Consider the following 21,178-nt stretch of genomic DNA (forward strand, 5'->3'; position numbering starts at 1 on the left):
CCCACGGCTTGGCCGTCACCAGAGGGCGCGACCGGATTCCATGTAGCGCGGTCTCCCTGTCGCGAGCGCTTCGATGGCCTGGGTGACTCGATTACGGATGCGGGGCCGCAGAGCGGCAATCGCATCCGCCGGCATGAAGAAGCCGCAGGCGGAGAGTTCGGAATCATGCGGGCGCAATGCCTCTGCTTCGGCCGAGTTCAATTCTCCACCATCAAAGATTATGACGATCTGGTCGCCCCATGGCCCGTGTGGCGGGTCCCAATCAACGGACAGGATGCCAGACAGCTTTGGCTTAATACCCAACTCTTCGAACAGCTCACGCCTGGCCGCGTCCACCGGGGATTCGTTTGCTTCGACCATACCGCCAGGGAGATCCCATCCCTCCTTATACGTGGGATTCACCAGCAATACTCTCCCTGCGCCGTCACGCAGAATCACATCGGCGGCAATACGCTTACGCGCTTGCTTGGCATTACCCTCTGCAAGATACGCGTCCCATTCGGCCGTTCCGGGCTCCGGATGGCGAGTCATGGCTCACCTCCTGTACTTTTCGCGAGGCGATGCCTGCCAGCAATGGGCTTCTTTGGGATGACCGCGCCAAGGCCGAACAACCCTGCCCCACGCCCACCGATCACGGGCGGGTACGGGGCTTCACGTTTGGTTCGCAATGCGCTACGTTGCCCGGATTTCCGGAATCTCGGTCCGAGCACGCTCGTAGAGTGCACGGGCGGAGACATTCTTGATATATGGACGAATTCGCACGAGCATGGCTCGCATAAGTTGATCCGTGCGCCCGGACTGAATCTGTGGATACTCGCCCAATGCCTGTCCCCAGGTCTGGCACGCCGCTTCCAGGTGTCCGATCTCGAATTGGCGCTCCGCTAGAATCGCCCGATTCCTCACCCTGATGCGCCGATAGATTTGGGGTCGCAACCTGTCGGACTGCTGCATGGCTTCCACGGCCCCGCCCGTATCACCCAGTTCGTAACGCACTTGAGCGGTGTGGTAATTCAAGGCGGCAGGATCGTAGGAACCGAAAGCCGTTGCCTGTGATTCCGCCTTGTCCATGGCACTTTCCGCCTCCCGTAGATGCTGGAGCGCATCATTACGGTTTCCCACTTGAGCCGACGCGTGTGCTTGCTGCCCGGCCAGGAAAGCGCGCATTCTCGGGCCGGCCTGCGGGGAAGCTGCGGCAGCTGCGTCGGCCAGTCGCCTGGCCTCATTACCATGCCCGAGATCCACCGCTTGAACGCTCATTCCGCGTAGCGTTGTGCAGTACGTCAGATGGTCTTGCGCGGCTCCGGCAAGTTCCAGTGCCTTCATGTAGTACTGCTGGGCCAGGCCGTGGACTCCCTCATCCACTGCCATATAGCCAGTGAGGTAGCAGAGATCCGAGGCCGCCGACATCATCGCGTGACGGACCGACTCAGACGCGTCACAGCGCAGGTACGGGGCCACGGTGTTCACGAGAAACGCCGCAGCCATGGGGCGCGCATGCCGTCCGCCGAATTGGTCATCAAGCTCTGAGATTCGCTCAGTCATCGCGATCACCATATCGACCTCAGCCATTCCTATGCGCTGAGTCTGGCCGGTCCGGGCAGCTTCCATGCGCCCCACGACATCAGGCCAGTCGGGAACAGTCAGGGCGACGGAAAACAGGCTTGCTCCGAGAACACCCCGCCGCGACGGGTCCATGTCCTGTCTGCCGAGATCAATTACCCCCTCCACCGTGTTCGGACGGCCGACCGACCGCGCCGAAGAGGCCGGAAATCCCGCCTCGGAATGCGAGACCGGACGGCCAAGCCTTCGCGAAAGGGCTTCGATGATCAAGGGCCGCACGGTCTTCTTCGGCATGTGACCCGCGAGCCACTGGTGGGCCGATGGCTCGCGATATCTCAGGGGAGTTCCCTGCTCGGTGCCCACTCGGTTGACGGCTTGGGCGAACTGTCGAAGCGTCCAACCCGTCTCACGGTACAACCGTTCGAGATCACTGTTCGGCTCTGGGCTACCCACTGGCCTCAACTCCCCGGGCGCTTAAAGCTCTTAAAAGCTGTCGCTCTTTCCACGGTACCCCTACGGGGCGAGGGCCGGTTGCCTGAACAGCAAGACCCCCGCGACCGATGCACGTCGGCCCGGGGGCATGGATCACCTGAAGGAAGCAGGCAACCATGCCCGAGTTTACGCACGCGGGAAGCGCGCAGAACCTCGAACCCGTTCCCCCACCAACCGCCAGGCAAGAGGCCGCGGTCGCGCTGAACGAGCTGCGCGCCGCGCTCAAGGCACACGGCATCGTGCTGCCCTCGCTCGACCTGGACCCCGTGACGCTGTTCGCGTCCGACCACGGCCCCGACCGGCGCCCCCTGATCGAACTCGGGCGCGTGAACATGGAGACGGTCCGCAAGCTCACCCAGGCACTCGGCGGGGCGGTCGCCGGGTGAGCGTCACCATGCCCACCGTGGGCGCGCTGGTGCGCGACGCCCAGCGCGGCCGTGTCGGCGTCTACATGGGAACAGCGGGACCGTTCGCCATGCTCCGGCCGGTCGGCGGCGGCAAGGAGTGGCAGGCGGAACCGGGAGACCTGCAACGGGAGGTGTCCACGTACCCGCGCCCGGCGGACATCGAGCAGCTTCGCGCCGCGTACCGGCTCCACCTGGACGAGTGCGAGACGTGCGCGGCGGCCTGCGACATAGGGCGTGCGCTGAGTCTGGCGTGCGAGGAAGCCACCAATCCGGCTGAGTCGGCGCCGCGGGCCGGGGCGTCATGACGGTGGCCGCCGCATCGCCGACCAAACCGTGAGCACCACCGTCCATCCGATCCGACACCGGAGTGCCCATCCCATGACGCCTCACCCCGCACACCGCATAGCCACCCCGCCAGGCGCCTCCCTCCTGGTCTCCATCGAGGTCGACGCCCGCACCGTGCAGCGCGGTGATCAATTAATGATCGGCGGGCAGGAATTCACCGTCAGCGACATGACCGCCCTGGGCTCCGGCCGCAAGCGCCTGACGTTCGCCACCGGGGAGATGTTCACGATGAACCCGACCACCGTCCTCTGGGCGGCCCGCCGCATCGACCCACGCCTCCGCAGGTGGATGCGGCGATGATTACTCCCCGGCGGGCAACCCGAGCGGCCGGCCACCTCCTGAACTGACCTGTCGCAACGCCAGAAAGCGGAGCCTTGGGCGGGTCGCCCGGCCCGCCAGCTCCCCATACACCACCGAACAGGCGGCACGCCTCTACACAAACCTGAACTTCGCCGAGCCACCCAACGCGTTCGTCCGCGACCTCAACTACCCACCCGGGAACAGCGGCATATTCCGGCACCGCACCCATTAGCCCTCAGCCTCCTGGAGTAGCCGCGTGACTACACTGCGGTTCGAATGCTTGGGGCTGGTGGCCCACCTCGGGGGAACCATGTGCTGCCCCAGTTCGGGGCGTCTTTATAGGAAGGCATCGCTTCATGATTGAAACGACGGCCGATCCCAGCCGTGTCGATGAGCTCCGAGAGCAACTGGTCGGCGAGCTGCGGAAGCTCGGAGCGCTGCGTACCGAAGCGGTCGAGACAGCGATCCGCGCCGTCCCCCGACACCTGTTCGTTCCAGAGGAGACGCTGGAGAAGGCATACGCTCCCCAGCGCACGTTCACGATCAAAGGGAACGAGCATGGTGCCACGCTGAGTACCGTCAGCGCGGCTCGGATCCAGGCGTTCATGCTGGAGCAGGCCGATATCCGCCCGGGAATGCGTGTGCTTGAGATCGGCTCCGGTGGCTACAACGCCGCGCTGCTCGCCGAGCTGGTTGGCAAGGACGGCCACGTCACCACCATCGATATTGACCCCGATGTCATCGATCGGGCTCGGCGTCTGCTGCCCGCTGCTGGATACGGAGACGTGCACGCCCTGGTCACGGACGGCGCGCAGGGCGAGCCGGAGAACGCCCCCTACGACCGGATCGTCGTCACGGTCGAGGCGGCCGACCTCGCACCGGCGTGGGTGGAGCAGCTCACCGAGAGCGGACGGATCGTGGTGCCGCTGCGCATGAGAGGGCTTACCCGGTCGGTCGCTTTCCAGCGCGAGGGCGCACATCTGGTGGCACGCGATTATGAGGTGTGCGGCTTCGTTCCGATGCAAGGCGCCGGGGCCAGCCACGTTCAGCTTGTCCCTCTGCACGAGGGTGAGGACGATCACGTCGGTCTGCGGCTGGACGGCGAGGAGCGGGTGGACGTCGAGAAGCTGCGGGAGGCGTTCGCGCAACCGCGGGCGGAGACATGGTCCGGGGTGACGATGGCGCGAGGTCTGCCGTACGACGACCTGGATCTGTGGCTGGCGACGACGCTGCCCGAGTTCGCACTGATGGCGGCCACTCGGCCGGCCCGCGATCGTGGTCTGGTCGCGTCGGCGTCACCCATGGGCATCGCCGCCCTCATTGACAGCAGCAGCAGTTCCTTCGCGTACCTCACGATGCGGCCGACCAGCCCCGAGCGCGAAGTGTTCGAGTTCGGCGCGGTGGCCCACGGCCCCGAGGCGGCAAAGGTGGCGGAACAACTGGTCGCGGAGATGCAGATCTGGGACCGGGACCACCGTGGTCAGCGGGCCGAGCTTCGGGCTTACCCCGCCGGCACGCCTGACCAGGAGCTGCCCGGCGGACGTGTGCTGGACCGGTCGGCCTTCCGCTTCACGATCTCCTGGCCCCCGGCAGAGCACTGAGCCCAGGGCCAGGTGTAAGTGCACATCCATCATCGATTCATGCCGGGCGCAGTCCGGCGTCGTCGCGGTGGACCAGCACATCGATCGCAACCCCAGTCCCGCCCCAGCTTGTGCCTCATGGCATGGACGTTCCAGATTTCTTCCGCTCTGTAAGAAGCGGAGGCTGTCAGACATAGACAGGGTGAGGCCATGTGAGGGGGCGCTCGATGGGAGAGCCGGAGCGGTTCCGGGTGATGTATGCCCAGCACTACGAGGCGGTTCTGCGTTACGCCCGACGTCGGGTCGGTGAGGACTCGGCGCCCGATGTGGCGGCTGATGTCTTCACCACCGCGTGGCGCCGGATGGACGTGGTTCCCGAGGATGCTCTGCCCTGGCTGTACGGCGTGGCGCGGAACACTGTCGCCAGCCATGCGCGGGGTGAGCGGCATGCCGCCCGCCTCGCCGAGCGGTGGGAAGGGGAGGGGACAGCGCGAGACGCGGGGAACCAGGTCGCTGCCCGTCACCTGGTCATCGGCGCGTGGGCATCCCTGCGGGAAGCGGACCGCGAGTTGCTGGCCCTGATCGGCTGGGAGGGGCTCACGGTTCGGCAGGCGGCGCGGGCGCTGGGATGTACCGCCGCCACTTGTTCGGTGCGGCTGCGCCGTGCCCTGGCGCGGCAGGAACAGACCGATCAGCGCGGAGTCGGCAGTCTGGAGGGGCAGTCATGGGCATGAGCGAGGATGTCAGGGCGATGCTGGCGGGGGCCGACCCGGCGGATGGCCTGGTGGTGGACGAGGAGCGGGCGCGGGCCGACCTCGAGACGATTGTGGCGCAGGAGGTTCCGGGTACGGCCGGCCGCCGGGGGAGGCGGGTGCGGCTGGTGCCCGCCGTGGCGGCGGGGTTGGCCACCGTGGCCGTTGCCGTCGCTCTCGTGGTCCTGCCCGGATCGGGCGATGAGGGGACCGCGTACGCGGCCACTCCGTCGCCGCTGCGGTACGTCGCCACCGCCACCGACCGTTCGGCGTCCGAGTTGCTGGGCGAGATCGCCGACCGTGCCGCCGCTCTGCCCGAGCCAGCCGGAGAGGCGGTCGGGATCAGCTACCGGGGCTGGTGGCTGTCGACCCGGATCACCTCCGAGTCGGTGACGTCGGAGATCGTGGAAACGGATGTCCACAACGAGCTGCACCCCGATGGGTCCATCACACAGACCCAGGAGACGCCCGAGGGCACGGAGACGTTCACCGATCCGCCGAACGCCTACTCCGAGCCGGCCCCGGCAGGCGAGGAGGAGTTCGCGGCCTGGTTGGAGGCCGCCTACGGCCAGCCCATCGGGGACATCATGTACCTGGAGGCGGCGACACACGACTTGATCACCCAGCAGGCCCTCGGCCCCGACCAGCGTGCGGCCTTTCTGCGCATGCTCGCCGACATGGACGGACTCGAGTACGACGGCGAGGTGATCGACCGGGCCGGCCGCGCCGGGCAGGCGTTCTCCGCGGTGTCGTCGAGCAGCGGTCTGCCGACCCGCTACACGTTCATCATCGACCCGGCCACCGGCGACCTCCTCGGCCAGGAGGACACCCTGACCGAGACCGCGGGCGAACTCAACGTGCCCATCCCCTCGGTCATCAGCTACGAGATCTACCTTCCCCCCGTCCGAGAGCCCTGACTCGGAATGAAAACCACCAGATCCCTACTCCCCGGTGGGCAACTCGTACGCGTCGGCGATCAGTTCATAGCTGCGCAGCCGGGCCTCCGGGGTGTGCGCGTTCGACGTGATCATCAGCTCGTCCGCGCCCGTCCGCTTCGCCAGTGCGTCCAGGCCCTCGCGCACCGCGTCCGGCGTGCCGTACACCACGTTCGCCAGCCAGCCGTCGACGAAGTCCGTCTCCACCGGGCTGAACGGGTATGCCGCCGCCTCCTCGGGCGTCGGGATCAGGCCGGGGTTGCCGGTGCGCAGCCGGATCATGGACAGCGCGCCGGTCAGCACCTGCCGGTGCGCCTCCCGCTCGTCGTCGGCCGCCAGCGCGGACACCCCGATCAGCGCGTAGGGCGCGTCCAGCACCCCGGAGGGGCGGAACGTGTGCCGGTACAACTCCAGCGCGGGGATCGTGTTGGCCGCCGAGAAATGGTGCGCGAACGCGAACGGCAGCCCGAGGCGGCCGGCCAGCTCCGCGCTGAAACCGGAGGAACCCAGCAGCCACACCGGCGGCCGGGCCGCCGACTGAACACCACCCGGCGCACTGCCCTGCACCGGCCCGGGCACCGCGTGGATGCGGGAGTAGGGGTGCGCGTCGGGGAAGTCGTCGTCCAGGAACCGGACCAGCTCCGCGACCTGCTGCGGGAACTCGTCCGGCCCGTCCGTCCGGCCCCGCCGCAGCGCCGCCGCGGTGGCGCCGTCGGTGCCGGGGGCGCGGCCGAGGCCGAGGTCCACCCGGCCGGGCGCCAGCGCCTCCAGCGTGCCGAACTGCTCCGCCACCACCAGCGGCGCGTGGTTGGGCAGCATCACGCCGCCGGACCCGAGCCGTATGCGCTCGGTCACGGCGGACAGATGGCCGAGGATCACGGGCGGCGAGGAGCTGGCGACGCCGGGCATCGAGTGGTGCTCGGCCACCCAGAAGCGGTGGAAGCCGCGCCGCTCGGCGAGCCGCGCCAGCTCGGCCGTGGTGCGCAGCGCCTGCGTGGCGGTCAGCCCGCTGCCGACCGTCGCCAGGTCGAGCACGGACAACGGAACGGGCGCCCGCCCGCGCGTCACGCCCCTGATGCTGTCGCTGCCCGGTCCCTCGTCGGCCACGGCGTCCCGCCTCCCTGATGTCGCTTCGCTTCCTGGAGGGGAACCAGGGCGCCCGGCGGATCATTCCGCCCGGGCCGCCGGGGGCTCAGGGCAGGTAACGCTCGACCGCCGCCGCGCCCTCCTCCTCCAGTGCCTGGCGCGCCTTCTCGATCAGCTCGGGCGTCGGCTCCCGGCCGCTGAGGCGGACCAGGTCCTCGGGCTCGATCGGGCGGTCCCCGCCGGAGTGGAGCTTGCGGTCGGGCGTGGGGAGATCGGGCGAGCGCCGCTCGTCCGGCTCGGATGCTCCAGATGATTTCGACGACTTCGATGACTTCGATGACTGGGCCATGTGCGATAGCACCTCCCTGAACTGCCAGCGTAGGCGGTGTCCCGCCGGGCCGCATGTGCGGCGCGGGCGGCCCGGCGGCGATGGCATGCTGGCGGAGTGGACGGACCCCGGATCTCCATCGATTTCGCCCCCGAGCTGCGGCAGTTCACCGCCCCCGAACGACGTCGCGGCCCGGCGCCCGCGCCGGTCGACGGAGTGTCCACGCTCGGTCACGTGGTGGAGTCGCTCGGCGTCCCGCTCACCGAGGTCGGCCGGCTGCTGGTGAACGGCCGCGAGGTGCCGCCCGCGCATGTGCCGGCGCCCGGCGCGAACGTCGAGGTGCGGCCGGTCGCCCGCCCCCAGCGCGTGCCCGGCGCGCCGCTGCGGTTCCTGCTGGACGTGCACCTGGGCCGGCTCGCCCGCCGGCTGCGGCTGCTCGGCGTGGACGCCGCCTACGACAGCACCGACCCGGGCGACCCGGCGCTGGCCGCGCGCTCGGCGCGCGAGCGGCGGGTGCTGCTCTCCCGCGACCGGGGCCTGCTGCGCCGCCGCGAGCTGTGGGCCGGGGCGTTCGTCCACGGCGACCGCGTGGAGGACCAACTGCGCGATGTACTGGGCCGGTTCGCCCCCGCCCTGGCGCCGTTCACCCGGTGCACCGCCTGCAACGGCCCGCTGCGCCCGGCGGACAAGGAGACGGTCACCGACCGCCTGGAACGCGGCACCGAGCGCACCTACGACGCGTTCGCGCAGTGCGCCGAGTGCGGCCGGATCTACTGGCAGGGCGCCCACCACGCCCGGCTGGCGGAGATCGTCGACGAGGCGATGCGCGAATTCGGCGAACCGGCGCGCTGACGGGCGCGCGCGCATACACCGGAGCGCCGCCCGGGACACACGGTGTCCCAAACGGCGCCGGGTGCGGGGCGGATCAGCCTCCGGTGGGGAGGCCCGGGTCCACCGTGCCGAGGAACGCCGTCCAGGACCGGGCCCGGAAGCCGAGTCGCGGCCCGGCCGGGGCCTTCGAGTCGCGGACCGCCAGAACGTCCCGCGCCGGGGACATCACCTCCACGCATGCCCCGTTCCCCCCGGAATAGGACGACTTTGTCCAGGTGCGCGTCGTACCGTGCTCAATTGCCATGTTCGCTCCGGAATCCTGCCGGTCGGTAGTGATGCCGCGACCGTACTAGTCCGGATCGCCATATGATGTCCCGCTTCACTCGACCGGATGGTCCGTCAGGAGGATCCCTCCCGGGCGCGGCGAACGACGTGTATTCTCCGCGCCCGCCGCGCATTTACGCGGACGCGGCGTGGTACTCCGCGGCCAGTTGGGAGATGAAGCGCCGGGTCTGCTCCGGACTGAGCGCCTGGGCGCGCAGGTGCTCGTACATGACGCTGTAGTACTGGACGTCGTGCGGCTTCTCCAGATACAGGTCGCTGGTGCCGCCCTCCAGATAGATCACCGTCGAGTCGGTCGCCTCCGGGAACTCCAGGATCGTGTACTGGCCGTTCACGCCGGGGTGCGCGCCCGCGGAGAACGGCATCACCTGGAGCGTGACGTTCGGCAGCCGCGAGCACTCGGCCAGCCGGTGCATCTGCTCCCGCATCGTCCGCGGCCCGCCGACGGCACGGCGCAGCGCCGCCTCGTCCACCACGGCCCACAGCCGTAACGGCTGCCGCTCCTCCCAGACGCGCTGCTGACGGCGCAGCCGCACCTGCACCCGGGCGTTCACCTCGTCCTCCCCGACCTCCGGCAGCGCGCCGGAGATCACGGCGGCGGCGTAGGCGGGCGTCTGGAGCAGCCCGGGCACCACCTGGGGCTCGTAGACGCGCAGCGAGGACGCGTCCGTCTCCAGGCCGATGTAGACGCTGTAGGTGGGCGACAGTTCGGCGAAGGCGTGCCACCAGCCCTGCTGGCGGGACTCCCGCGCCATCTGCATGAGGGCCTCGACGAGCTTGCTGTCGTCGACCTCGTACACCCCGCACAGATCCCGCACATCGCGCGGGCTGATGCTGCGGCGGCCGTTCTCCAGCCGGCTGATCTTGGACTGCGAGACCAGCAGTCTCTCGGCGACCTCTTCCGCGGTCATGCCCCGGTCTTCGCGCAGCCGCCTCAGTTCCTGGCCGAGCCTGCGCCGCCGGACGGTGGGATTGACGTTGCCCGCCACGAACCTGTGCACCTCCGTCGGGACGATCGGTCGCAACAACCGTTGCTGACAAGCAGATTGCCACCAAGCGCGGGTGCCCGCGCGGGAATTCGCGACAGAGGGTGCCCGATCACAAGCATGGGGTGTGGCAACGGCCGCCGTCTGTGGCCGTCGCCACACCCCGTGCTCGAAATGCGGCTCCCGGTTAGGTCATACACGCGCGTGTCCGCGCACCTGTGCGCCTAGTGCGAGAGTGAAGGACGTACTGCGGCTCGGGTCACTCCTCTCCGCCTCGACGGGTCACCGATCGACTGGGACGACTGTCCGACCCCGGCCATGGCCGGCGCCGGTGCCGGGGCGCGTCCCGGCTTGCGGGCGCCGCTCTGCTGCGGGCGCCGTGCCGCCGCCGCCTGACCGGCCACGCCGTTCTGCACGTCCATGACAGCGTGGGCCACCAGGCCACCCATCGGGTCATGCCTGATCAGGTCCCGGAGCCGGGAGCGGGAGGACCGCCCCTCGTTCCCGGGGTACAGGTGCTTGCCGAGGCCCACGGCGTGGGCCAGTGCCGCCAGGGCCGCGGTCCGCGCGTCCGGTGGCGTGCCGGTGCGGATCGCGGTGTCCAGCCGAGCCCGGATCTGCCTGCTGACCGCGTTGTCCGTCGCCTGATAACGGGTCGTCGGCAAGACTCCGCACATCTGGTTCTCCACGGCGTGCACCATGCCGCAGCGCTCCAGATGCGTGAGATACGTTTGACGGAGCCCCAGCCGGGGCCCGCCGATCCAGTGGACCGCCCGGACCGGGCTGCCACGCCTGCGCAGCAACTCGAGAGCGGAATCCAACGTGGGATCTCCGGTCGGCCGTGGCAACACCACGGCTATTCGGTCCCCGTCAGGGGCTATCCGTCCCGCCAGTGCCAGCTCGACGAGCTGGGCCCCGGCGAGGCCGAGGTCGAGCGACTGCGGCTGCGCGGTGGTACCCGTGGCCGGGTCCAGAGCGAGCAGCAGCAGCTCCTCCGGAATGGTTCTACGACTCCTGCCCATCCATGCCTCCCCGCGTGGATGAAAGACAGGGTGACGCCTCTCACATTGTTCTGTCGAGGGTGCGTGGTTGTTTTGTGAGGGAACCCGTAGATATGTCGTTGTCGTCCTTCAGGACGGCAGCAGGATTCCGCCACCGCCGACTCGTCGTACCGAGGTGCACAGGACCCGGCAAACTGGTAGGGCCAGCGGCCAGTTCTTGAACGATGTGTAGGGAGGCACGGGTGGCGGGCGAGTCCCCGGATTTTTCGGAGCGGGAGCGGGAGCAGGAGTCATCGGAGAAGACGCCTGGGGACCCCGGAAGGGTTCCCCAGGACGCGAAGGTTCCCGGGGACGAGGGTGTGACGGCCGAGGAGGCCGACGAGAAGGCGGGCAGGGACGAGGGGAACGAGGCGGCTGCTGGGACGGCCGAGACGGCCGGAGAGGACGCGACGGGGGCCGGGGAGGAGCCCGAGACGGCCGGAGAGGACGCGGCGGGGACCGCGGAGGCCCACGGCGCGACGGAGCCGGAGAGGGCCGGCGCCAACGCCGGAACGGAACCGGAGGGGGCCGGGGAGGAGCCCGAGACGGCCGGAGAGGACGCGGCGGGGACCGCGGAGGCCCACGGCGCGACGGAGCCGGAGACGGCCGAGGAGGAGCCGGGAGAGGGCATATCCGCTGCCGCGGAGCCGGAGGCTGGCCAGCCGGAGGCCGGGGAACCGAAGACCACCGTGCTCCGCGTCCCCGAGACCGCGGACGGCCAGGCATCCCCGGATGACGCGGACTTGGGCCAGCCGGCCCCGGCCGAGGCGGAGGCCGGCACCCCGGACGCGGCGAAGCCCGACGCCGGGGACCGGAAGACCACCGTGCTCCGCGTCCCCGACGGCGAAGACGGCGAGAACTCCGGCGAGCCGGAGGCCGGCGAGCGGGACGCCAAGAAGCCGGAGGCCGGCCGGCCGGGCACGGCGGAGCCGAAGACCACCGTGCTCCGCGTCCCCGAGACCGGGGACGGCGAAGAGCCCGGGGACGACCAGGACTCGGGCACGCCCGAGACGGCGAAGCCGGACGCTGGCCGGCCGGGCACGGCGGAGCCGAAGACCACCGTGCTGCGCGACCCCGACGCCGGGGACGACGAGAAGTCCCCGGACGAGCCGGGTGCCGTCGATCAGAAGACCGCCGTGCTGCGGCTTCCGGAGGGCTCCACGGGCGCGGTCGATCAGAAGACCACCACCCTCCGCGTCCCCGACCAGCCGAAGGAGCCGGCCAAACCGGCGGAGCCGCCCGCGGAGCCGCCCGCGCAGTCCACCGGCGTGCTCCCGCTGCCCGCGCCCGCCCCGCCCGCCGGGCCGCCGCCCGTGCCCGATTCGCAGCGGGATCCGCTGGACCTGCTGGCCGAGCTGACCAACAAGCCCGCGCCGCCGCCCACTCCGCTGCGGACCGCGCTGCGCCGGATCAAGATCTGGACGCCGCTGGTCGTGCTGCTCCTGATCGTCCTCGTCGTGGTCCAGTCGCTGCGCCCGCTGCCCGAGCCGGAGCTGGAGCTGACCGCCGCCGAGACGTTCACGTTCGAGGGCGAGTCGCCGACCGCGCCCTGGCCGGACTCGGGGCAGGCGGCGATGGACGTCGAGGGGCTGGGCACGTTCGGCTCCTCCGGCGAGCAGGAGCCGGTGCCGATCGCGTCCGTCGCGAAGGTGATGACCGCCTATGTGATCATGCGCGACCACCCCATGGCGGAGGACACCGACGGTACGGAGATCCCGGTCGATCAACAGGCCGAGGACGACGCGGCGTTGGAAGAGGAGGGCGAGTCCACCGTGGAGGTGGAGGCCGGGACGAGCATCACCCAGCGCGAGGCGATGCAGGCGATCATGATCGCATCCGCGAACAACGTGGCGCGGCTGCTGGCGCGTTGGGACGCCGGCTCGGAGGAGGAGTTCGTCGACAAGATGAACGAGGCCGCGGCCGAGCTCGGCATGGAGGACACCACCTACACCGACCCCAGCGGGCTGAACGACGACACCGTGTCCACCGCCCGGGACCAGACGATCCTGGCCAAGGCCGTGATGGACGACCCGGTGTTCCGGCAGGTCGTGCGGATGCCGTCGTACGTCGACAGCGCCGGCGCGACCCACTACAACTGGAACGGCCTGGTGCCGGTGAACAACGTCATCGGCATCAAGACCGGCACCACCAGCGCCGCGGGCGGCTGCCTGATGTTCGCCGCGATCCAGGAGGTCGACGGCACCGAGCAGTTGATCGTGGGCGCCGTGCTCGGCCAGCCGCCGCGGCCCTCGGACAACTCGATCCTCGGCCAGGCGCTGGACGTCGGGGACGGGCTGATCCGGTTCGCCCAGGGCGAGTTGACGGACGCGCCGGTGCTGAGCGCCGGGGACGTCGTCGGCGAGGTGGACGACGGGCTCGGCGGCACCACGCCCGTGGTGGTCACCGAGGACGTGCGGGCGGTCGGCTGGGCCGGACTGGACGTCCGCCTCGTACTCACCGCGGGCGAGGGCGGCGTGCCGTCGTCGGCCGAGGCGGGCACCGAGGTGGGCAGCCTGGTGCTGGGCAGCGGACCGGCCGAGGTGCGGGTGCCCGTGGCGCTCGGCGCGGATCTGAGCGAGCCCGGCTTCTCCTCCCGGCTCGTGCGTCTCGCCTGAGCCGGCGCGGTCCCCGGCGCGCCGCTCACGCGGGGCGCCGGGGGCTGCCGCGGCCCCGTGGCGCACGCTACAGTCGGATGCTCCACGGCTTCGGACAGGGCCGGGGATGCGTGAGGGGGCAGCCCTGTGGAATGTCCATCGTGCGGATCGGGGAACGGCCGCAGGCTCAACAACGGCAACTGGGTGTGCGACGACTGTGGCTCGGTCACCGCAGGATGAGGCCGCGTGGCGGGACTTGGACCCGGCCACGCGCGAACGACTCGACTTTCTGGACCCGGAGGATTTCACGGTGGGTCCCACGGCGGAGGCGGCGGCCCAGTGGGAGCGCTTCACCGCGATCCTCGACAAGGCCGAGAACTACCGCCCGCCGCAGTGAGATCTGGGGCCCGCCTTCGAAGAGGCCGCCCTGCCCGCGACGCTCCCCCGCAAGCGGGAGGTACCCCCAGGCACGCACACTCGCTGCGTTGCCGAATCGCGCGAGTACAACCAAGTACGAGCTGCGATCCGGCGCCTTGCGATCGCACGCACCAGACGCCGCGGGCGGACGGACGCCCCCTTCGAAGACGGACCCATACCCACCCCGAACGTCAGTGTGAGTGCCGGGGCACCGCGTCGCCGCTGCGGCCGACCAGGAAGTCCAGATCGGCGCCCCGGTCGGCCTGCATGACGTGCTCGGTGTAGAGCTTGGCCCAGCCGCGCTCGGGCGCCTCGGGCGCGGGCGGGGCGGCGCGGGTGGCCAGTTCCTCGGCGGGCACATCCAGGTCCAGGCGCCGGGCGGCGGCGTCGAGTTCGATCCAGTCGCCGGTGCGGACCAGCGCCAGTGGGCCGCCCACGGCGGCCTCGGGGGCGACGTGCAGCACGCACGTGCCGTAGCCCGTGCCGCTCATCCGCGCGTCGCTGATCCGCAGTATGTCCTCGACGCCGGCCGCCAGCAGCACCTTGGGCACCGGCACGTTGCCGACCTCGGGGAAGCCGGGGTAGCCGCGCGGGCCGGCGTTGCGCACGACGAGGACGGTGTTCTCGTCGACGGGCAGGTCGGGGTCGTCGGCGGCGGCGATGTAGTCCTCGACGCGGTCGTAGACCAGCGCCCGGCCACGGTGTTTGAGCAGGTGCGGGGAGGCGGCGGAGATCTTTAGGACCGCGCCGTCCGGGCACAGGCTGCCGCGCAGGACGACGGTGCCCTCCCCGGCGGGCCGGAACGGTTCGGCCGTGGTGCGGATGACCTCGCGGTTCCAGCAGGGCGCGTCGGCCGTCGCCTCCCGCATGGTGGTGCCCTCGACGGTCCGGGCGCCGCCGTGCAGCAGACCGGCCTCGTCGAGCTCGCGCAGCACGGTGGGCAGGCCGCCGGCGTAGTAGAAGTCCTCCATCAGGAAGCGGCCCGACGGCATCAGGTCGACCAGGACCGGGACTTCGGTGGTCAGCCGGTCGAAGTCGTCCAGATCGAGGGGGACTCCGACGCGGCCGGCCAGCGCGAGGAGGTGCACGACGGCGTTCGTCGAGCCGCCGAGCGCCGCGTTGGCGCGGATGGCGTTCTCGAACGCCTCGCGGGTGAGGATGTGCGACGGCCGCAGCCCCTCCTCGGCCAGCGCGACGGCCCGCCGCCCCGCGGCGTGGGCCAGGGCGTAACGGCGCGCGTCCACCGCGGGGATGGCGGCGGAGCCGGGGAGCTGCATGCCCAGGGCCTCGGCCAGGCAGGCCATCGTGGAGGCGGTGCCCATCGTCATGCAGTGGCCGCGGCTGCGGGACATGCACCCCTCGGCCTCGCTGAGGTCGGCGGGCGACATGCGGCCGGCCCTGACCTCCTCGCTCAGCCGCCAGACGTCCGTGCCGGAGCCGATGTCGCGGCCCTGGAACTTGCCGTTGAGCATGGGTCCGCCGGTGACCATGAGCGCGGGCAGGTCCACGCTGGCGGCGGCCATCAGCAGGGCCGGGGTGGTCTTGTCGCAGCCGGAGAGCAGGACGACGGCGTCCAGCGGGTTGGCGCGGATGGTCTCCTCGGCCTCCATGGCCATGAGGTTGCGGAAGAGCATGGTGGTGGGGCGCATCAGCGTCTCGCCCAGCGACATCACGGGGAACTCCAGCGGCAGCCCGCCGGCCTCCCACACGCCGCGCTTGACGGCCTCCGCGACGTCCCGCAAGTGCGCGTTGCAGGGGGTGAGTTCGGACCAACTGCTGGCGATGCCGACGACCGGGCGGCCGTCGAAGACCTCGGGGCCGAAGCCCTGGTTCCGCATCCAGGACCGGTGGATGAACCCGTTGCGGCCCTCGGCGGCGAACCAGGCCGCGCTGCGCCGTCCCGACTCCGGTGCTGTCATGCTTCCGTGCCTCCTGCTCGTGCGACGTTCCGGCGGGCCGGACGCTGTGCGCCTTCCGGCCCGGGACCGGTCCGCCGATCATCATGTGTGCACCCGCACGCTACGGCGCTTCGCCGCGGAATGACCCGGTGCGGTCCCGGAAAGGAAGCCACCCCCCATGTCCACCCAGCCCGGAATGTCCTATATCGAGATAGGTGTGACCGACGCCGAGCGCTCGCTCGACTTCTACCGCGGAACCCTTGGCCTCGGCCCCGCCGCGGCGGCCCCCGAGCCCCCCACGCCCGGCGTGCACTGGCTCAGCGCGGACGGCGCGCTGGTCAAGCTGGTCGAGATGGGCGCGGACAGCACGCTCGGCGGCTGGCTCGGCGACGATCTGCAACGCGGCATGCGGCACGTCGGCCTGAAGGTCGGCGATGTGTTCCGGCAGGCCGAGCGGCTGCGTTCGGCCGGAGTCGAGTTCACGATCGAGCCCACCGCGGCCGTCGGCGACGTCAATCTCGCCTTCTTCCGCGACCCGGACGGCACGCTGCTGGAGATCATCGACGGCCATCTGCGCTACCACTCGGTGGTCACCCCCGAACTGGCCGACCGCGAGCGGCGGTTGGCCGAGGCGCGGCCGGCCGGCGCCGGGCCCGTCTTCGACCACGTCGCGGTGACGGCCGGCGATCTGGACGCCACCCTGGAGTTCTACCGGGACCGGCTCGGCTACCCGGTGATCGGCCGCCTGGTCCACGACCGGGACCCGCGCGGCTTCGTCATCGACTACCTCCAGGCCGGCCCGGCCGTGCTGGAGGTCTTCTCCTTCACCGCGCCCACCACCCCGGCCCCGGCTGCTCCCGATGGGGGTACCTCCCGCTTGCGGGGGAGGCTCGGGCTGCGCGCCATCGGCCTGGCCGGCACGGACCTCGCCGGGGAGCTCGCCGCCGGGCCCGACGGCGTTCCGCTGCGCCCGCTGCCCGCCGTCTGAGCGCCACTTCCGGGCGCCGAACCGCCGGGCCGGCCCGCCCGCCGGTCCCGTCGGGCGCGTGGCTTACCCTCAACGAGCCGGCGGCGCCCCCATCTCACCGGCAATACCGAAAAACACGGAAACACCTGGAAACGCTTCGATGACAGACGACCTGAGCACCGAGCGGTTCCCCGAGGGCTTCGCCTGGGGAACGGCCACCGCCAGCTACCAGATCGAGGGGGCCGTGCACGCCGACGGCCGGCTGCCCTCGGTGTGGGACACGTTCTCCCACACTCCGGGCAAGGTGCATCTGAACCAGACCGGCGACGTCGCCGACGACCACTACCACCGGTACCCCGAGGACGTCTCGCTGCTCGCCGACCTGGGCGTGAGCCACTACCGCTTCTCGCTGGCCTGGCCGCGCATCCAGCCCGAGGGCTACGGACCGCTCAACGGCGCGGGGGTCGACTTCTACAGCAGGCTGGTGGACGAGCTGCTGGACCACGGCATCACGCCCTGGGTCACGCTCTACCACTGGGACCTGCCGCAGACCCTGGAGGACGCGGGCGGCTGGCCGCGCCGCGAGACCGCCGAGCACTTCGCCGAGTACGCCGCGCTGATCCACCAGCGGCTGGGCGACCGGGTGAGTGACTGGACCACGCTGAACGAGCCGTGGTGCGCCGCGTTCCTCGGCTACGCCAGCGGCATCCACGCCCCCGGCCGCACCGACGGCGCCGCCGCCGTGCGCGCCGCGCACCACCTGATGCTCGGCCATGGGCTGGCGGTGCGGGCGCTGCGCGACCAGGGCGCGAACAGCCTCGGCGTCACGGTCAACCTGTACCCGGTGGACCCGGCCACCGACAGCGCCGCCGACCGGGACGCCGCCCGCCGCATCGACGGGCTGATGAACCGCTTCTTCCTCGACCCGCTGCTGCGCGGCTCCTACCCGGACGACGTGCAGAAGGACATCTCGGAGACCGTCGGCACCGAGCACATCCTGGACGGCGACCTGGCGACGATCGCCACGCCGCTGGACTTCCTCGGGGTCAACTACTACTCCCGGCACGTGGTGCGGGCCGGGACCACCCCCTCCCGGCCCTCGCACTGGGTGGGCTCGGAGGAGGTCGAGTTCGTCAAGCGCGGCGTGCCCGTGACCGAGATGGGCTGGGAGATCGACCCCGACGGGCTGTACGAGACGCTCACCCGGGTGTGGCGCGAGTACGGCCCGCCGCCGCTCTATGTCACGGAAAACGGCGCCGCGTTCGCCGACGAGGTGACCCGGGACGGCCGGGTGCACGACGAGGACCGCCGCAAGTACCTGGAGGAGCACTTCCGCGCCGCGCACCGGGCGATCGGCGAGGGCGTGGACCTGCGCGGGTACTTCGTGTGGTCCCTGCTGGACAACTTCGAGTGGGCGCACGGCTACTCGAAGCGGTTCGGCCTGGTGCACGTGGACTTCGAGACGCAGGAGCGGATCCTGAAGGACAGCGGGCGCTGGTTCTCCGAGATCACCCGCGCCAACGCGCTCTGACGCGGCCCCGGCGGCCCGGGACCGGCGTTCCCCCCTGCCCGGGGGGCGGCCGCCGGTGCCGGGCCGTCGGCTCAATAGGGACGTTCCGCGGCGAGTGTGACATGACGGTTGTGGTGGTGCGCTTTTTTTCGTTGCCTTTGTCGAACCGGCCACGTAGCCGCTCTGGTCAGCTTTCCCCAAAGGCGCGATGCTGGTGAGCGTCTCATTACGGAGAGCGCGGGAGAGTCAGCCTTCATGACGTCCAGCAGCCAGGAACCACCGGCGCCCGACCGCCCCGGACCTCCTGAGTTTCCCGGGGAGCGGATAGAACTGGGCGCGCTCGCCCAGGACACCCGGCTCGACCGCGTCGGCGTGGTCGTGAGCCTCGACGGTCCCGCCTACCGGCTCCGGCCCGTCCGGGGCGGCGTCGCGTGGGACGTTCGGCCGGAGCACGTCCGGCCCATCAGCGCCAGCGACCTGCTGCGCGAGAAGGTGCGCCAGGTCAACCGCCGCAGCGCCACGGGACTTTCGTGACGCGCGGCACGGTCCCCGCCCGGCCGGGAACGGAGGTGACGACGTGAAGTGCCCGAGCTGCGGCAGCGTCAACGTGACCAGCACCGGAATGCCGCGCAAGTGGCAGTGCATGGACTGCAACGCCACGTTCGCCCGCTGACCGGACCGAGCCGGACCCGCTGCCTAGCCGTTCCGTTCGTCGATGCCGCGCTGGTCGTTGAGGTGGGTGGCCAGCGTCTCGGCCGCCGCCCGGTCGTCGCCGAAGAACGCCGCGCGCGGCCTGCCGTCGTCCCCGGACACGTGCACCAGGCCGCCCACGGGATCCACGACATACCAGCCGCGGTCCCGGCTGTGCCGGGCCTCGAAGGTCATGTGCCGGCCCACGTCGATGTCGTCGCCCACGGAAGGATGATGCGGGAACGGAGCGGCCCGGGCAGCCCCCGAGGCCCCGCGTTCACCCGCACGAGTCGAGCATCGTGCCCAGCGTGTCCCGCTCGCCGGCCGTGATGGTCAGCCCGTAGGAGTCCTTGACGGCGGTCCAGGCGCGGGCGTAGGTGCAGGCGAACTCCTCGGCGGGCGGCGCCCATTGGTCGGGCGACTGGTCGCCCTTCTCCCGGTTGACGCGGGCGCCGACGGCCAGCAACTGCGGGGAGTCGAGGTCGTTGGCGAACGCCTCGCGCTCCTCGTCGGTCCACTCGTCGGCGCCCGAGCGCCAGGCGTTGGCCAGCGGCACCATGTGGTCGATGTCGATGTCCCCGGGGTCGGTGAACACCTCGCCGTCGTAGGCGCTGTGCCAGGTGCCGGACACCGGCTGGCAGTCGTCGTCCACGGTCACGTCCTCGCCGTCGCGGCGCAGTACGGTCCCACGGACCGTACACCCGTCGGTGCTCGTCCAGTGCGGGAAGCGGTCGCGGGAGTAGCCGGTCATGGGGCGGGGCTCGGCCACGGTGAGCGCGGCGAGCTGCTCCCTCGCCTCGTCGGCCGTCGGCAGCCCGGGCAGCGTGGTCCCGGGCTCCTCGGCCTCTTCGCTCGGCTCCCCGGCCTCTCCCGTCGGCTCGCCGGCCGCCCGGTCCTCCCGTTCGTCGGACTCATCGGAATCGGTCGCGCAGCCGCCGCCCAGCAGCGCGAGAACGGCCGCCGCCAGCACCGCCGTTACGCCCGGAAGCCGTCGTCGCATCCCCCAACTCCCTCCGCACGGACGGTGATATCACCTGGTGAAACGGTAGTACTCGTCTGGGGATGCCCGGCGGGCGGGGTGCCGAACCCGTCCGTTCAGCGCGCGCCGGTGGTGACCTCCCAGCGCACCCCGGCGCCGCCCAGCGCGTCCAGGAACGACACCGGCGCGAACGCCTCGGCGGGCGCCAGGACGCCGGGCTTCGCGCCGTCCGTCAGCAGGCGGTGGACGCCCTCGACCGCGATCGTGGCCGTGGTGCCGTAGACGTCCGTGCCCCACACCGCGCCGTGCGCCTCCCGGCCGTCGGCAGCGGTGGCGTGGGCCGCCATCCGCCACCGGCCGGCGGCGCGCTGCCCGGCGTCGGGGCCGCTCGGCAGGCTGTCCGCCCACTCACCGGTGATCGAGGTGAACGCCTCGGCCACCTCGGCGGCGATGACGCCCTCGATGTGCCCGGCCCGGACGTGGCGCGGCACGGTGACCACCCCGGGCAGGGCGAACTTCACCACGGGGCGGCCCGCCACCTCGGTGCGCCGCACGGGCCGGCCCGGCCCGTGCCACCGGCCGTCCGCCCAGGTCAGGCCGCCGTTGCGCAGCTCCTCGGCGTGCCGCACCGCCGTGCGCGCGGTGCCGCGCGACGCGCTGCCCGGCAACCGCAGGTCGGCGATGGTCAGTTCGGCCACCTCGCCGCCCAGCTCACCCGCCACCAGATGGGCGATCAGATCGCCGGGCACGCCGTCGTCGGTCAGCGCGGGCAGCACCGTGACCCCGGCCCGTTCGGCATCCGCCGCGTAGGTGGCGAACAGCCGTCGCAGGTAGCCCTGTTCGCCCGTGGTGTCCACGTAGTGGCAGCCGGCCGCCAGCGCGGCTCGCACCACGGGCTCGCCGTGGAGGTCGAACGGCGTGACGCAGTTGATCACGGCGTCGCAGCCGCTCAGCGCGGCGGCGAGCCGGTCCGGGTCGTCCAGCGCGGCGGCGCGCGGCTCCGCGCCCGGCGGCAGTCCCGCCGCGCGCACCCGCTCGATGTCGCGGCCGATCGCGACCGTGGCGACGCCGCGCCGGGCCAGCTCGTTCATGACCAGTCCGGCGGTGAACCCGGTGGCGCCGTAGACGGCGATTCTCAT

23 protein-coding genes are annotated in these 21,178 nt (G+C 71.2%); 12 read left to right on the plus strand and 11 right to left on the minus strand.

Annotated elements, in window-relative coordinates; genetic code table 11:
* Positions 1 to 15: 15 nt before the first annotated feature.
* Both RM590_RS31230 and RM590_RS31235 read right to left on the minus strand, forming a co-directional pair.
* Positions 16 to 531 carry an NUDIX hydrolase gene (locus RM590_RS31230; protein WP_311708143.1) on the minus strand — a complete coding sequence of 172 codons (516 nt, stop codon included), beginning with the start codon at positions 529 to 531 and terminating at the stop codon, positions 16 to 18.
* Positions 532 to 672: 141 nt separating this feature from the next.
* Positions 673 to 2,013, minus strand: coding sequence for a tetratricopeptide repeat protein (locus RM590_RS31235; RefSeq protein ID WP_311708144.1), 1,341 nt, complete (start codon positions 2,011 to 2,013; stop codon positions 673 to 675).
* Positions 2,014 to 2,168: 155 nt separating this feature from the next.
* Here RM590_RS31235 and RM590_RS31240 point away from each other — a divergent pair, with 155 nt between their 5' ends.
* From RM590_RS31240 to RM590_RS31265, 6 genes are all read left to right on the plus strand, one after another.
* Positions 2,169 to 2,438, plus strand: coding sequence for a hypothetical protein (locus RM590_RS31240; protein ID WP_311708145.1), 270 nt, complete (start codon positions 2,169 to 2,171; stop codon positions 2,436 to 2,438).
* An 8-nt stretch (positions 2,439 to 2,446) separates the two neighbouring features.
* On the plus strand, positions 2,447 to 2,764 hold the full coding sequence (locus RM590_RS31245; protein ID WP_311708146.1) for a hypothetical protein: 318 nt from the start codon (positions 2,447 to 2,449) through the stop codon (positions 2,762 to 2,764).
* 73 nt (positions 2,765 to 2,837) lie between these two features.
* Positions 2,838 to 3,104 (plus strand): hypothetical protein, encoded by a 267-nt coding sequence (locus RM590_RS31250; protein WP_311708147.1) that lies wholly within the window; start codon positions 2,838 to 2,840, stop codon positions 3,102 to 3,104.
* 356 nt (positions 3,105 to 3,460) lie between these two features.
* Positions 3,461 to 4,705: a methyltransferase, FxLD system gene (gene fxlM / locus RM590_RS31255; protein ID WP_311708148.1), complete on the plus strand. Its 1,245-nt coding sequence runs from the start codon at positions 3,461 to 3,463 to the stop codon at positions 4,703 to 4,705.
* Between the two features lie 206 nt (positions 4,706 to 4,911).
* The gene (locus RM590_RS31260; RefSeq protein WP_311708149.1) at positions 4,912 to 5,418 is read left to right on the plus strand and encodes an RNA polymerase sigma factor; all 507 of its coding nucleotides are present in this window, start codon (positions 4,912 to 4,914) and stop codon (positions 5,416 to 5,418) included.
* A complete protein-coding gene (locus RM590_RS31265; RefSeq protein ID WP_311708150.1) occupies positions 5,415 to 6,353 on the plus strand; it encodes a CU044_5270 family protein in 939 nt (312 codons plus the stop codon). Before RM590_RS31260 ends, RM590_RS31265 begins: the two co-directional genes overlap by 4 nt.
* Positions 6,354 to 6,377: 24 nt before the next feature.
* Here the strand turns inward: RM590_RS31265 and RM590_RS31270 are convergent, their stop codons facing one another.
* Together RM590_RS31270 and RM590_RS31275 are read right to left on the minus strand one after the other, a co-directional pair.
* Positions 6,378 to 7,478 (minus strand): LLM class flavin-dependent oxidoreductase, encoded by a 1,101-nt coding sequence (locus RM590_RS31270; RefSeq protein ID WP_311708151.1) that lies wholly within the window; start codon positions 7,476 to 7,478, stop codon positions 6,378 to 6,380.
* A gap of 85 nt (positions 7,479 to 7,563) precedes the next feature.
* Positions 7,564 to 7,806: a hypothetical protein gene (locus RM590_RS31275; RefSeq protein WP_311708152.1), complete on the minus strand. Its 243-nt coding sequence runs from the start codon at positions 7,804 to 7,806 to the stop codon at positions 7,564 to 7,566.
* Between the two features lie 96 nt (positions 7,807 to 7,902).
* Here RM590_RS31275 and RM590_RS31280 point away from each other — a divergent pair, with 96 nt between their 5' ends.
* Complete coding sequence (locus RM590_RS31280) at positions 7,903 to 8,637, plus strand: Mut7-C RNAse domain-containing protein (protein ID WP_311708153.1); 735 nt, start codon at positions 7,903 to 7,905, stop codon at positions 8,635 to 8,637.
* A gap of 73 nt (positions 8,638 to 8,710) precedes the next feature.
* Here the strand turns inward: RM590_RS31280 and RM590_RS31285 are convergent, their stop codons facing one another.
* The 3 genes from RM590_RS31285 to RM590_RS31295 form a co-directional block, all read right to left on the minus strand.
* Entirely contained in the window at positions 8,711 to 8,920 is a 210-nt protein-coding gene (locus tag RM590_RS31285; protein WP_311708154.1) for a DUF397 domain-containing protein, read from the minus strand.
* Positions 8,921 to 9,074: 154 nt separating this feature from the next.
* The gene (locus RM590_RS31290) at positions 9,075 to 9,947 is read right to left on the minus strand and encodes a helix-turn-helix domain-containing protein (protein WP_311708155.1); all 873 of its coding nucleotides are present in this window, start codon (positions 9,945 to 9,947) and stop codon (positions 9,075 to 9,077) included.
* A gap of 221 nt (positions 9,948 to 10,168) precedes the next feature.
* Positions 10,169 to 10,966, minus strand: a complete 798-nt coding sequence (locus RM590_RS31295) for a GOLPH3/VPS74 family protein (RefSeq protein WP_311708156.1) — start codon at positions 10,964 to 10,966, stop codon at positions 10,169 to 10,171.
* A 338-nt stretch (positions 10,967 to 11,304) separates the two neighbouring features.
* Here RM590_RS31295 and RM590_RS31300 point away from each other — a divergent pair, with 338 nt between their 5' ends.
* Positions 11,305 to 13,599 carry a serine hydrolase gene (locus tag RM590_RS31300; protein ID WP_311708157.1) on the plus strand — a complete coding sequence of 765 codons (2,295 nt, stop codon included), beginning with the start codon at positions 11,305 to 11,307 and terminating at the stop codon, positions 13,597 to 13,599.
* A 196-nt stretch (positions 13,600 to 13,795) separates the two neighbouring features.
* Positions 13,796 to 13,975 (plus strand): hypothetical protein, encoded by a 180-nt coding sequence (locus tag RM590_RS31305; protein WP_143659548.1) that lies wholly within the window; start codon positions 13,796 to 13,798, stop codon positions 13,973 to 13,975.
* A gap of 211 nt (positions 13,976 to 14,186) precedes the next feature.
* Here the strand turns inward: RM590_RS31305 and RM590_RS31310 are convergent, their stop codons facing one another.
* Positions 14,187 to 15,914, minus strand: coding sequence for an IlvD/Edd family dehydratase (locus tag RM590_RS31310; RefSeq protein ID WP_311708158.1), 1,728 nt, complete (start codon positions 15,912 to 15,914; stop codon positions 14,187 to 14,189).
* Between the two features lie 157 nt (positions 15,915 to 16,071).
* Between RM590_RS31310 and RM590_RS31315 the strand changes: the two genes are divergently transcribed.
* From RM590_RS31315 to RM590_RS31325, 3 genes are all read left to right on the plus strand, one after another.
* On the plus strand, positions 16,072 to 16,881 hold the full coding sequence (locus RM590_RS31315; RefSeq protein ID WP_311708159.1) for a VOC family protein: 810 nt from the start codon (positions 16,072 to 16,074) through the stop codon (positions 16,879 to 16,881).
* 139 nt (positions 16,882 to 17,020) lie between these two features.
* Positions 17,021 to 18,391: a GH1 family beta-glucosidase gene (locus RM590_RS31320; protein ID WP_311708160.1), complete on the plus strand. Its 1,371-nt coding sequence runs from the start codon at positions 17,021 to 17,023 to the stop codon at positions 18,389 to 18,391.
* A gap of 234 nt (positions 18,392 to 18,625) precedes the next feature.
* Entirely contained in the window at positions 18,626 to 18,904 is a 279-nt protein-coding gene (locus RM590_RS31325; protein ID WP_311708161.1) for a hypothetical protein, read from the plus strand.
* A gap of 162 nt (positions 18,905 to 19,066) precedes the next feature.
* Here the strand turns inward: RM590_RS31325 and RM590_RS31330 are convergent, their stop codons facing one another.
* The 3 genes from RM590_RS31330 to RM590_RS31340 form a co-directional block, all read right to left on the minus strand.
* Positions 19,067 to 19,285, minus strand: a complete 219-nt coding sequence (locus RM590_RS31330) for a hypothetical protein (protein WP_311708162.1) — start codon at positions 19,283 to 19,285, stop codon at positions 19,067 to 19,069.
* A gap of 52 nt (positions 19,286 to 19,337) precedes the next feature.
* Positions 19,338 to 20,060 (minus strand): HNH endonuclease family protein, encoded by a 723-nt coding sequence (locus RM590_RS31335; RefSeq protein WP_311708163.1) that lies wholly within the window; start codon positions 20,058 to 20,060, stop codon positions 19,338 to 19,340.
* Between the two features lie 95 nt (positions 20,061 to 20,155).
* A complete protein-coding gene (locus tag RM590_RS31340; RefSeq protein WP_311708164.1) occupies positions 20,156 to 21,178 on the minus strand; it encodes a saccharopine dehydrogenase family protein in 1,023 nt (340 codons plus the stop codon).

It is taken from the genome of Streptomyces litchfieldiae, from assembly GCF_031845365.1.
GTDB lineage: Bacteria > Actinomycetota > Actinomycetes > Streptomycetales > Streptomycetaceae > Streptomyces > Streptomyces litchfieldiae.